14 protein-coding genes are annotated in these 12,591 nt (G+C 38.2%); 3 read left to right on the forward strand and 11 right to left on the reverse strand.

Annotated features, from left to right (window positions below):
* Window positions 1-7: 7 nt before the first annotated feature.
* From B0186_RS02130 to greB, 9 genes are read right to left on the reverse strand one after another with little or no spacing between them, the layout of a single operon-like run.
* Window positions 8-187, reverse strand: a complete 180-nt coding sequence (locus B0186_RS02130) for a hypothetical protein (protein ID WP_078217754.1) — start codon at window positions 185-187, stop codon at window positions 8-10.
* Window positions 188-195: 8 nt separating this feature from the next.
* Complete coding sequence (locus B0186_RS02135; protein ID WP_078217755.1) at window positions 196-777, reverse strand: YqaA family protein; 582 nt, start codon at window positions 775-777, stop codon at window positions 196-198.
* 29 nt (window positions 778-806) lie between these two features.
* A complete protein-coding gene (gene surE / locus B0186_RS02140; protein ID WP_078217756.1) occupies window positions 807-1,547 on the reverse strand; it encodes a 5'/3'-nucleotidase SurE in 741 nt (246 codons plus the stop codon).
* Between the two features lie 14 nt (window positions 1,548-1,561).
* Window positions 1,562-2,575: a tRNA pseudouridine(13) synthase TruD gene (gene truD, locus B0186_RS02145; RefSeq protein ID WP_078217757.1), complete on the reverse strand. Its 1,014-nt coding sequence runs from the start codon at window positions 2,573-2,575 to the stop codon at window positions 1,562-1,564.
* 2 nt (window positions 2,576-2,577) lie between these two features.
* A complete protein-coding gene (ispF, locus tag B0186_RS02150; protein WP_078217758.1) occupies window positions 2,578-3,057 on the reverse strand; it encodes a 2-C-methyl-D-erythritol 2,4-cyclodiphosphate synthase in 480 nt (159 codons plus the stop codon).
* A gap of 12 nt (window positions 3,058-3,069) precedes the next feature.
* Window positions 3,070-4,875, reverse strand: a complete 1,806-nt coding sequence (locus B0186_RS02155) for a monovalent cation:proton antiporter-2 (CPA2) family protein (protein ID WP_078217759.1) — start codon at window positions 4,873-4,875, stop codon at window positions 3,070-3,072.
* A gap of 11 nt (window positions 4,876-4,886) precedes the next feature.
* Entirely contained in the window at window positions 4,887-5,564 is a 678-nt protein-coding gene (gene ispD / locus B0186_RS02160; protein ID WP_078217760.1) for a 2-C-methyl-D-erythritol 4-phosphate cytidylyltransferase, read from the reverse strand.
* Window positions 5,565-5,846 carry a cell division protein FtsB gene (gene ftsB, locus B0186_RS02165; protein WP_078217761.1) on the reverse strand — a complete coding sequence of 94 codons (282 nt, stop codon included), beginning with the start codon at window positions 5,844-5,846 and terminating at the stop codon, window positions 5,565-5,567. It abuts the gene before it with no gap.
* 10 nt (window positions 5,847-5,856) lie between these two features.
* Complete coding sequence (gene greB / locus B0186_RS02170) at window positions 5,857-6,333, reverse strand: transcription elongation factor GreB (RefSeq protein WP_078217762.1); 477 nt, start codon at window positions 6,331-6,333, stop codon at window positions 5,857-5,859.
* Between the two features lie 182 nt (window positions 6,334-6,515).
* Between greB and B0186_RS02175 the strand changes: the two genes are divergently transcribed.
* Both B0186_RS02175 and brnQ read left to right on the forward strand, forming a co-directional pair.
* Window positions 6,516-8,831 (forward strand): Tex family protein, encoded by a 2,316-nt coding sequence (locus B0186_RS02175; RefSeq protein WP_078217763.1) that lies wholly within the window; start codon window positions 6,516-6,518, stop codon window positions 8,829-8,831.
* A gap of 78 nt (window positions 8,832-8,909) precedes the next feature.
* A complete protein-coding gene (gene brnQ / locus B0186_RS02180) occupies window positions 8,910-10,199 on the forward strand; it encodes a branched-chain amino acid transport system II carrier protein (RefSeq protein WP_078217764.1) in 1,290 nt (429 codons plus the stop codon).
* A gap of 51 nt (window positions 10,200-10,250) precedes the next feature.
* Here the strand turns inward: brnQ and nfuA are convergent, their stop codons facing one another.
* Window positions 10,251-10,832: a Fe-S biogenesis protein NfuA gene (gene nfuA, locus B0186_RS02185; protein WP_078217765.1), complete on the reverse strand. Its 582-nt coding sequence runs from the start codon at window positions 10,830-10,832 to the stop codon at window positions 10,251-10,253.
* A gap of 92 nt (window positions 10,833-10,924) precedes the next feature.
* Window positions 10,925-11,623, reverse strand: coding sequence for a ComF family protein (locus B0186_RS02190; protein ID WP_078217766.1), 699 nt, complete (start codon window positions 11,621-11,623; stop codon window positions 10,925-10,927).
* Window positions 11,624-11,766: 143 nt separating this feature from the next.
* Between B0186_RS02190 and B0186_RS02195 the strand changes: the two genes are divergently transcribed.
* Window positions 11,767-12,576: a Cof-type HAD-IIB family hydrolase gene (locus B0186_RS02195; RefSeq protein WP_078217767.1), complete on the forward strand. Its 810-nt coding sequence runs from the start codon at window positions 11,767-11,769 to the stop codon at window positions 12,574-12,576.
* Window positions 12,577-12,591: the final 15 nt, after the last annotated feature.

A 12,591-nucleotide genomic window follows, 5' to 3' on the forward strand; every position in this document is an offset into this window, starting at 1 on the left:
TACTCCGTTACTTCATATTTGTCGGCATAGTTTGTTGTTGGATTTGAGGGAATAGAACTGCATCTTTAGCTGCATTATTAGCAGGCTCCATTATTCCCAGTGGTAATTCATTTTCATCAACCACTTTTGTTGTACTACAAGCGCTGATGATAAAAAGGCTTGATAATATTAGAACAAATTTATTCATTTTTAATCCTAGATTATTTCAATAATGAGATATGAAATTATGGCAAGAATAACAACAGACCATCCTATAATTTCAATGGATTGACGTAATTTAGTAGCAAATTTCTCACCGCCCCAAGCAGCTAGTTTTGCAACAAGTAAAAATCTCGCAGCACGAGAAACAAACGCAGTCAGTAGGAAAGGCAAAAATGCCATTTGCATAACACCTGCGCAAATTGTAAAAATTTTATAAGGGATAGGCGAAAAACCTGCCACAAAAACGACTAAAATGCCCCATTCCTTGAACCAAGAAAGTGCGGTATCCCAATGTTGTTGATAACCCCATTGTTGAATATATCCTTCTACAAAATCAAAGGCATAGTAGCCTAGTCCATAACCAATTGCACCACCAACTACGGAGGCAAGTGCAGTATAAAATGCAAATCTAATGGCATATTTTGGCTTATTCATTGACATTGGAATAAGCATGACGTCAGGTGGTATCGGGAAGAAAATTGCTTCAATAAAACTAACAAAGGCTAGCCAAAATGTAGCAAAACGATGGTTTGACCATTGCATAGTTTTATCATATAAGGCACCGAAAATTTTCATACCTGATTCCTTTGATTAAAAAATATTCACTATTCCTTGTTCAGCCATTGTTGTAAAGCTGCCATAGAATGATAAGCGGTCATATCCGTTTGAATTGGTGTAATGGAAACATAACCATTTTTAACTGCATGGAAATCAGTCCCTTCAGCCTCATTTTCGGCTAACCCTATTGGTCCAATCCAATAAATATCTTCGCCTCTAGGGTCTTGCTGCTTAATAATATCTGCAGCAGCAGAACGATAACCAAGATGGCAAACTTTAATTCCTTTTATTTGATCATAGGGAAGATCTGGCACATTAATATTAATAATTTCACGGCTTTTTAATAATTGTCCATGTAATTTAGGAATAAGTTCTCCCACAATTCTTGCCGCACTTTCATAATGTTGTCTGCCATCTAAGGAAACTGCAATAGCAGGCAAGCCTAAATGACGACCTTCTAAGGCCGCAGCAACCGTGCCAGAATAAATCACATCATCGCCTAAATTGACCCCCGCATTGATCCCTGAAACCACCAGATCAATTTGACCAGATAAAAATCCATTCAAGGCTAAATGTACACAATCTGCTGGCGTTCCATTAATACTGTAATCGCCATTATCTAATTTCATTGGGCGCAAAGGCTCAATGAGAGTTAATGAACTTGAGGCAGCACTGCGATTGCGATCTGGAGCAACAACAGTTACCTGTGCAAACTTGCGTAATTCTTTGGCAAGGGTTTTGATCCCTTCTGCTTGTATGCCATCATCATTAGAAAGCAGAATATGCATATTATTTCCTATATTTAAAATTCTTCATTGATCTTGACGAGTTCTCTGACTAGCGCGGTCGCATAGCTTCCTGCTGGCAAATAAAACTTCAGTTTTAATCCTTCAGGTTCAAATGACCAAGTTAACTCCTGCGCTTGTATCAATATTGGGCGGCGAGCTGGTTTCATTCGTTCCTGTTTCATTAAATGCAATAAATCTTGATGTTCTACCACAATTGCATTTTCTAAATCACAAGCTAATTGCATATGTTCGCCAATAAGTGCGGCGGTAATTTGGAGATCTTGTTGTGCTAAACGTTGTTGCAATAGCGCTAAGTCTTCATTTTGATCTGCGCTGAACCAACTATGTGAGCCAGCTAGCTGCAAAATATCATTTGCTAAGATCTGATTATGCAAGCCTTGCTGAATACGAGCAGACACAATCAAGTTAAATACTTCGCTACGAGCAGCGGAGAGATAAAAACTACGTTTTTTGCGATCTTTGACGTTAATTTCGCCTTTTGCCCAGCGTAGCGCTTGGGTTAAATTATGTCCATCTCGACCAAAGCGTTGCTCTGTAAAATAATTAGGAAAACCATGTTTTTTTATATTTTCTAACCGCACTTTGAGATCATCGTCTTCTTGTGCACCACGCAGTAAAATCTCGAAATAATTTCCCTCTAAACTGCCGGTACGAATTTTCCGATTGTGGCGTGTCACTTCAAGAATCTCTACGCCATCAAGTTGAAATTGGCTGAAATCAGGTGTTGCTTTTCCCGGCATTTGTAAACAAAACCACTGTTCAGTGATCGCTTTACGATCTTTCAGTCCTGCATACCCCATATTCTTCGCAGAAATTCCAGCAAATTGAGCCAGTTTTTCACCAACAAATAAGGTATTGCAGTCTGTTTTGCGCACTTTTACTGCAACGAATTCGCCATCGCCCGACATGTCATAGCCAAGATGTTCTTTAACGATAAAATCGGCCCATTGTGCCTTTAAAAGTGCGGTCTGTTTTGGCACTGTTTGTAAGTAAGCTAATTCATTCATGGCTATGCTTTTTTCACTAATAATGCAACAGCTTCGCAAGCAATCCCTTCGCCACGCCCTGTAAAACCTAATTTTTCTGTGGTTGTTGCTTTCACATTCACTTGTTCCATATCGCAATTGAGATCTTCAGCAATTGCCGCACGCATTGCGTCAATATGTGGACGCATTTTAGGTGCTTGGGCAATGATAGTGACATCCACATTGCCTACTTGATAACCTTTAGCTAAAACTGCTTGGTAAGCTGTTCTTAACAAGCCACGACTATCTGCACCTTTGTATTGCATATCCGTATCTGGAAATAATTTGCCTATATCGCCTAACGCCATAGCACCAAGCAAGGCATCGGTTAATGCGTGCAATGCTACATCGCCGTCACTATGTGCAACTAAACCTTTTTCATAAGGGATTGCCACCCCACCAATAATAATGGGACCTTCACCACCAAAGGCGTGCACATCAAAGCCGTGACCAATTCTTATCATATTTTTTCCTAATTAACGTTCTTTACTCATAATTTGTTGCACTTCAGCCATCATTTCTTGGTCGACATCTAAAGCGATTTGAATTAATTCTTTATTTTCAAAGCGAGAAATTTTTGGATCATAAACCTCAGCCATCAATTTCACACTGTGACGATCTTTTCTAAAATATGCCTCGCCAATTTCTGTCACTATATCTTCATCCATGCCCAAGGATAACAAGGCTTTTTTACCCGTTCTTAAGGCTGAATCAAAGGTTTCACGAATTTGGATATTGGCACCTGCATCATACAGATCGTAAACATGAATACGATCGTAGGCACGGGCGATAATTTTTGCTTGAGGGTTCATTTTACGAGCCAATTCAACCACATGTAGCGCTTGTTCTCGATTATCGATGGCTACAATCAATAATTCGGCATTTTCGACACCAGCAGCATGTAAGAGTTCAGGACGAGTTGCATCACCGTAATAACATTTAATACCAAGCTTTTTCATTCCTGCGATTAAGCCAGCATCTTTGTCAATAATCGTTGGATGATGTCCTGTCATGACTAACATGCGATGGACAATCTGACCAAAGCGCCCTAGACCAATCAATACAATCGGATGTTGCTCATCAATATGATCCGCACTTCTTTCTGGTTGAGTTGGTTTTAAACGAGGGATAATGTATTTCTTCTGTGCAATGATAAAGAGCGGTGTTAAAACCATAGAAAGTACAACAATGGCGGTCATGTTAGCTTGCACTTCTTCTGAAATGACATTTTGGCTCGCTGCAGCAGAGAATAATACAAAGGCAAATTCGCCACCTTGCGCCATGATAATTGCGCGGTCGATAGAATTGGCATTGCCTGTTTTGGTCACTAAAGCCACTAAGTAAATTGCTAAGCCTTTGACCAACATAAAAATCAGTACGCCAAAAATAATTAAGAATAAATTTTCAGCTACAACAGAAAGGTTTAGTGACATACCTACGCCAAGGAAGAATAAGCCTAATAACAAACCTCTAAATGGCTCAATATCCGCTTCAAGTTGGTGGCGGAAACTGGATTCAGAAAGTAGCACCCCAGCAACAAAAGCGCCCATTGCCATAGATAATCCACCTTCTTCCATAAGTAGTGCAGAACCTAGCACAACTAAAAGTGCGGCTGCTGTCATTACTTCACGAATTTTCGTTTTGGCTAAAATTTTAAATAATGGATTTAATAACCAAAGTCCAGCTGCCACTAAAACGGCAACGGCACCACCAGAAATAGCGATTTTTTGCCAAAGTGGTTCGGTTGAAGCGACTTTATCCGGCGATAAGAAGGTTACAAAAGCAAGTAATGGAACGATGAGTAAATCTTCAAAGAGCAAAATGGAAACAATACGTTGTCCTCTTGGTGAGGTCATATCATTACGATCACTGAGTTCTTGCATCACGATTGCTGTTGAGGTTAAAACGAAACCAGAGGCGGCAACAAAAGCAACTTTCCAATCAAAACCATATAAAATTGCAATGTAGGTTAATGCTCCTGTACAAAGGGTAATTTGGAATGCACCTAAGCAAAATATATGGTTACGCAATCCCCAAATATGTGAAGGTTTCATCTCCAACCCAATGATGAACAAGAACATGACCACGCCTAATTCAGCAATATGGATTATTCCTTCTGGATCGGTAAAAAGCCCTAAGCCAAATGGCCCAATAACTAAACCTGCGGCTAAATAACCCAATACTGAGCCAAGTCCTAAGCGTTTGAATAGCGGAACCGCAACCACTGCAGCGGCAAGAAGCGTAACAACGCTAACAAGTTGGTTTGCACCTTCAGCTGCCATAATAAGTACCTTTATTTTCTGGTTAAATAAAATTCCGCTAATGCTAAGTCTTCTGGGTGAGTGACTTTAATATTATCGCTACGCCCTGACACTAAGTGCGGTCGAAATCCTGCGAGTTCCATTGCTGAGGCCTCATCTGTTACGATAAAGCCCTGTTTTTCAGCTTGCTCTAAGGCATTTTGTAAGCGTTCAACAGGAAAAAATTGTGGTGTTTGCGCCAACCATAATTGGCTACGATCTTCCGTATGTTGAATTTGTAAATCTGCATTTGAACGTTTAATGGTATCTACTGCTGGAATTGCTAGAATAGCGCCATTTTCATCTTGAATTTGCACTAATTTATCCAAATCCTCGTGGCGCAAACAAGGGCGAGCAGCATCATGTACCAACACCCAAGATGTTTTATTTTCAATAGAACGTAAACCATTTAATACAGAGTCTGCACGATTTGCTCCACCAGTGACTATTTTTATCCGTGGATCTTGTAGTAAATCAATGCTCGATAAATAAGGATCATTTTCAGCTACAGGCAAAATAATTTGATTAATTTTTTCGTAGCTCAAAAAAATATTTAATGTATGTTCTAAAATAGTTTTACCCAAGATTTTTAAATATTGCTTGGGGCGATCCGCTTGCATACGACTACCAATGCCCGCTGCAGGTATAATGGCAATAATTTCTCTATTCATTTATCTATTCTTATCTTTAACAATACGATAAAACACTTCGTTTTGCTTAATCATTTCATATTCCATTCTTGCTCTTTCTTCAATTGCTTCAAGTCCATTTTTTAGATCTTTAATTTCTGAAAAAATGATTTGATTGCGTTGCGATAATTTCTCATTTTCTTGTTTACGTTGAGCGATTTCTGCTTTGACATTTTGGTAATCAAAATACCCATTTTTGCCAAACCAAAGATCATATTGAAAAGTGACCAGTAAAGTTAACAGAATTAAAATAAATAAACGCATTTTTTATCTCTTATTTTTCATACCAAATGTTATTGATGTATAGGGATTGTATCCCAGAAGGTGTTGAAACTTTAACCTCTTCATCGACTTCTTTACCAATTAAAGCTCTGGCAACGGGACTATCAATAGAGATCCAATTTTTAGCAGGATCAAATTCATCACAACCGACAATTCGATATTGCTTTTCCTCACCTTGTTCATCTTCTAATGCAACCCATGCGCCAAAAAAGACTTTGCCTTCTTGTTTTGGGTTATAGTCCACAATTTGTAAAACTTCTAAACGTTTCATTAGAAAACGGACTCGACGATCAATTTCTCTTAAACGGCGTTTGCCATAAATATATTCTGCATTTTCGCTACGATCACCTAAAGCAGCGGCATCAGATACAGCTTGAGTGACTTTAGGGCGCTCGTCTTTCCATAAATACTTTAGTTCTTGATCTAGAGCATTCCAGCCGTAACGAGTGATGTAATTAGATTTGGACATTATATTGACTTCCTTCAAAAGAGGGCGAAATTGTAGCATAAGATCAATCATAAATATGTGAAGAATGGCTAAAATTACAGTTAATTTAGCAATTTCTCCAATAATTGTTTGAACTATTGCTTTAAACCCAGTATTCTACGGCGAATTTTTTTCTTTCAACAGAACATAGAAATAGAAACAAGATGTTAAACCAGCGAATTGCAAGTATTATTGCGCAAGAATTAACCGTTCTTCCACATCAAATTTTGTCAGCTATTCAATTATTAGATGATGGCAATACTATTCCTTTTATTGCTCGTTATCGTAAAGAAGTAACTGGTGGATTAGATGATACCCAATTACGTCATTTTGAAACCCGTTTAATTTATTTGCGTGAGTTAGAAGATCGCCGCCAAACCATTCTCAAATCTATTGAAGAGCAAGGTAAATTGACCGATGAATTACGCAATCAAATTGAACAAACGCAAAGTAAAACGGAATTAGAAGATCTCTATTTACCTTATAAGCCAAAACGCCGTACCAAAGGACAGATTGCCATTGAGGCTGGAATTGAGCCTTTAGCTGATTTACTTTGGAATGATCCTAGCCAAGAACCAGAACAGGCGGCTGCAAATTATATTAATAACGAACAAGGGTTTGCCGACACAAAATCAGTGCTTGATGGTGCTCGTTATATTTTAATGGAACGTTTTGCCGAAGATGCACAATTGTTGGCAAAAGTACGCCAATATTTACAGCAAAGTGCGGTGTTAATTTCCAAAGTTTTAGAAGGTAAAGAGGAAGAAGGCGAAAAATTCAGAGATTATTTTGATCATCAGGAATTATTGCGCAATGTGCCTTCTCATCGTGCCTTAGCTATGTTCCGTGGGCGTAATGAAGGTTTCTTGCAATTAAGCTTGAATGCTGATCCTGAACAAGAAGAAGGGGTTCGCCACAGTTATTGTGAAGAGATTATTCGTGAACATTTAGGTGTTCATTTGGCTCAACAGCCTGCAGATAAATGGCGTGAACAAGTGATTTCTTGGACTTGGCGCATTAAAGTCTCTTTGCATCTGGAAACGGAACTGATGAGCGCTTTGCGTGAGAAAGCAGAAGATGAAGCTATAGATGTTTTTGCGCAAAATTTAACTTCACTGTTAATGGCTGCGCCAGCTGGGGCGAAAAATACCATGGGGCTGGATCCGGGATTAAGAACGGGTGTTAAAGTTGCGGTGGTGGATAATACAGGTAAATTATTGGCAACTGATACAGTTTATCCACACACGGGACAAATGACTTCAGCTATGACTGCTATTTATCAATTAATTAAGCAACATAATGTGGAATTAATTGCTATTGGTAATGGAACAGCATCAAGAGAAACAGAAAGATTTGCAAAAGAAGTCATTAAGCAAATTGAGAACAATAAACCACAAACTGTAGTCGTAAGTGAGGCAGGGGCATCGGTATATTCTGCTTCAGAGCTTGCGGCACAAGAATTTCCAGCATTAGATGTTTCTTTGCGTGGTGCAGTTTCTATTGCTCGCCGTTTGCAAGATCCATTGGCAGAATTAGTTAAAATTGAACCAAAAGCAATTGGCGTAGGGCAATATCAGCATGATGTAAACCAAAGCCAACTTGCCCGTAAATTAGATGCTGTGGTGGAAGATTGTGTAAATGCGGTAGGGGTTGATTTGAATACTGCTTCTGCGCCTTTATTGGCTCGAGTGGCTGGTATGACAAAAACGCTAGCGCAAAATATTGTGGCATATCGTGATGAAAATGGGCGATTTGAAAACCGTAACCAATTGAAAAAGGTGGCTCGTTTGGGACCTAAAGCTTTCGAGCAATGTGCTGGTTTTATGCGTATTGCACAGGGCAAAAATCCCCTTGATGCGTCAGGTGTTCACCCTGAGGCTTATCCTGTAGTTGAAAAAATATTACAAGCAACAGAACAGTCCATTCACGATTTAATGGGGAATGCAAGTGCGGTGCGGCAGTTAGATGCAAAACAATTTACCGATGAGCAATTTGGTTTACCAACGGTTTTGGATATTTTCAAAGAATTAGAAAAACCGGGACGAGATCCTCGTGGAGAATTTAAAACTGCAGTCTTTATGGACGGTGTTGAAGAAATTACCGACTTAAAAGCAGGTATGATTTTAGAGGGAACAGTTACAAATGTAACTAATTTTGGTGCATTTGTTGATATTGGTGTACATCAAGATGGTTTAGTTCATATTTCATCACTTTCTGACAAATTTGTGGAAAACCCTCATGATGTAGTGAAAACTGGTGATATTGTGAAAGTCAAAGTGCTAGAAGTGGATGTGGCTCGTAAACGTATTGGGTTAACCATGCGTTTAGATGAAAATCCGCTTAAAAATGACCGCACTTCAGGCAAAACAAGCCCAGCAAATTCAAAAGGAATGAATAGAGAACAGAAAAATTCTCGTGCTGCTGGTAATAATGTAATGGGCAATGCTTTTGCCGATGCGTTAAAAAATTGGAAGAAATAAGGTTGATATGAGGTTCTTCCGCCTTGTGTCATAAAAGTTTTATTTAATTTATTTTTTATAACAAAGGAAATTTTCTATATGAATAAAAACACACTTATTGTTGGTTTTATGCTGTTCGCTGTTTTTTTTGGCGCAGGAAACCTGATTTTCCCACCAAAACTAGGCTTTGATAGCGGAATTGATTTTTGGACATCCATTAGCGGTTTCGTTCTGACTGGTGTTGGTTTACCACTTATTGCAACGATAGTGGCTGCTCGCTATGAAGGTGGATATAAAAAAGCCTTAGAAAATATTCACCCACTCATTTCCTTATTATTGTTAAGTGCAATTTACTTAACGATTGGGCCATTCTTTGCGATTCCTCGTACAGGAGCCACTGCTTATGATATGGCAGTAATTCCATTTATTGGTGAGGCGAGCTCGTTATCTCTCTTTATTTTTACAATGATCTATTTCGCTATTACTTTATGGGTGAGTTTAAACCCGACCAAAATGGTGGATCGTATTGGCTCAATATTAACCCCTGTATTATTGATTTCAATTATTGCTTTAGTCATTCGTTCAGTAACTCTCTTTGCTGGTGTAGAAAGCATTGAAAGTAAAACCATGGAAACGCCATTCTTTAGTGGTTTTATTGAAGGCTATCAAACAATGGATGCTCTTGCTGCGTTTGCTTTCTCTGTGTTAGTGATTAATGGTATTCGAGCTAAATCAAAAGGCGAGATTTCTATTGTTAAACAAACTACAGCAGCAGCATTTATTGCGGCGCTTTCATTAGCAATTATCTATATTGCGATTGGTTGGATTGGCTATAAAATGCCACTTTCAGCAGAAACTGTTGCTGATGTTGCGGCGAAAGGTCAAAACTTAGGTACATTTATTTTAAATAATGCGGCGTTACAATCTTTTGGAGAATTAGGGCGTAGTTTATTAGGATTAATTGTTACTCTAGCTTGTTTGACTACTGCTATCGGCTTAGTTGTGGCAACATCATCATACTTTAACAGCGTTTTCCCACGTATTCCGTATAAAGCTTATGCAGTGCTTTTCACTTTAATTGGCTTTGGTTTAGCAAATCAGGGATTAAATGCGGTAATTAGTAAATCTGTACCTGTATTACTAGTTTTATACCCAATTTCAATGACCGCTTTATCAGTGCTTTTAGTAAATTGTTTCTTCCCAATTCCACGCCTAGCTCAAGGCTTACCAATTATTTTGGTAACAGTAGTATCAATTGCTTCTGTGGCTGGTGTTGAATTAATTAACCAATTACCGCTAAAAGCCTACTCAATGGAATGGTTGCCATTTGCTTTAGCTGGATTTGTTTTAGGCTATGTTTTACAAATGTTTTCTAGTAAAGAAAAATAGTATTGAAAAGATGAAGTAGAAAAAATCGGGGCATTTAAAGCCCCGAATTTTTTAGTAGTAAGAGTGTTCGCCACGTTGGTGCTCAGTAACATCTTTCACACCTTTTAATTCATCCGCAAACATCGCAAGGAGTTGCTTTTCAATGCCGTCTTTTAGCGTGACATCTACCATTGAGCAGCCGTTGCAACCACCGCCAAATTGTAAAATCGCATTGCCATCTTGGGTAATTTCAATCAAAGTAATATGACCACCATGTCCTGCTAATTGAGGGTTAATTTGGGTTTGGATAACATATTCTACACGCTCAATTAATGGTGCATCATCTGCTACTTTACGCATTTTTGCATTAGGTGCTTTTAAAGTTAACTGAGAGCCAAGTTCTTCCGTAACATAATCAATTTCTGCATCTTCTAAAAAAGGTAAACTGATCTCATCAACAAAAGCAGAAAATTCGTTGTATTTGATTTCTGTATCGGTAGCTTCAACTGCATTTTTAGGGCAATAAGATACGCCACATTCTGCATTCGGGGTTCCGGGGTTAACCACAAAAATTCGGATATTTGTGCCTTCTTCTTGTTGATCTAAAAGGCGGCGAAAATGTGCTTGCGCAGCATCTGAAATGGTAATTTGCATAAATCAATATTCCTGATAATACTTGAGTAAAATAATCAAGAATGATACTCCTAGAACCGCGTTTTTTCCAGTAATATCGCTAAGTTTTTCATTTAGGTTTTTGCTAGTCCCCAAACATGAATATTCTCTATGCCTGCTTGTTTTAATAACTTAGCAATTTCATTTAAGGTTGATCCTGTCGTAATGACATCATCAATTAAGGCAACAGAACCATATTGTTTGGCTCGTTTAATATCAATATTAAAGGCATTACGTAAATTTACGCGCCGAGCTTTTTCCGTTAATCCGCGTTGTGTTTGCGTATATTTGTGGCGGATCACAAGTTTATTATCTACAGGAATAGAAAGCTGGCGTGAAAGTTGTTTAGCGATTAACTGGGCTTGATTATAGCCCCTATGCCATTGGCGAAAATGATGTAGTGGTACGGGAATAATGACTTCAGGCAGGCTAAATAAAAACTCTCGCCTTGCTTCATAAATCGCCAGCAACATTAATTGCGCTAAAGTGCGGTCCAAATAATAGCTATTTTGAAATTTGAATTGATGAATAAGTGTCGATAATGGTGGAAGATAGCGCCCGATAATCACCATTTGCTGCCAACTTGGAGGACTTTTAGCACAATTACCACAAAACATCTGTCCCCGAAAAATCCGATTGTTTGATAAAACTGTGCCACAACGCCCACAATAATTAGTACGTACAATTTGCTTATCACATTGCTGACATAAATGACGTTGTGCAATTTTTAACGGTTTTTGACAATGAGAACAGCTAAAATTAAACCAATTCATTTGCGTTTCTCGAATAAAAAATAAAGCAGAAATATTCTACCTAGAAAAATAAAGCGCAAAGAACAAGAGATAATTTATCGATCTTGATCGCAAAAATGCTAAAATTCCCAGCATTAAATAAACTATTTTGTGAAGGAAGATTTATGTCGATAAACCATTCTCTTGAGAAAATTAAAATTGTATTTTTTGATATTGACGAAACGCTTTTTGTCAAAGAAAAAGATTATTTGCCAGAAAGCACTTACTTGGCATTAAAAACTTTGCGTGAAAAAGGTGTGTTAGTTGGTATTGCAACTGGCCGTGCACGTTGTACTTTTCCTGCAAAGGTTAATCAAATGATTGATGAATTAGGGGTTGATGTTTTTGTGACGGCGAATGGACAAAATGTGGAGTTTCAAGGTCAGACATTAGCACGCTATGCTATCGCCAAAGATAAACTTTACAAACTTGTTGAGTTTTTTGACCTACATGGCATTGATTATGCACAAGTTGCTAATACTGAAATAAAAATTTCTAACCCAAGCAAAATCCTTACAGAATCCTTTAACCCGATTAGTAAGAACTACCAAATTGATCCTCGTTATTTTGAACAAAATGATGTATTACAAATTTTGCCCTTCTATGATGAAAGTCGAGATGAATTAATTGCTCAAGCGAATATTTTAGATGGACTCAAAGCAGTACGCTGGCATCCAAATTCAGTGGATATTTTTGATAAAGAAGGCTCAAAAGCACGTGGAATTCAAATTATTGCGGAGCATTTAGGATTGGATATGGGAAATGTGATGGCATTTGGTGATGGATTGAATGATATAGAAATGCTAAGTGCGGTTGGAATTGGCGTTGCTATGGGCAATGGCCATGAATTATTGAAACAACAAGCAGATTACATTACTGATCATATCGAAGAAAACGGTATCTACAATTTCTTGCATAAAGCTGGTTTAGTTTAGTTTTCATCTCGGGCA

It is taken from the genome of Canicola haemoglobinophilus, assembly GCF_002015075.1.
GTDB classification, from domain to species: Bacteria; Pseudomonadota; Gammaproteobacteria; order Enterobacterales; family Pasteurellaceae; genus Canicola; species Canicola haemoglobinophilus.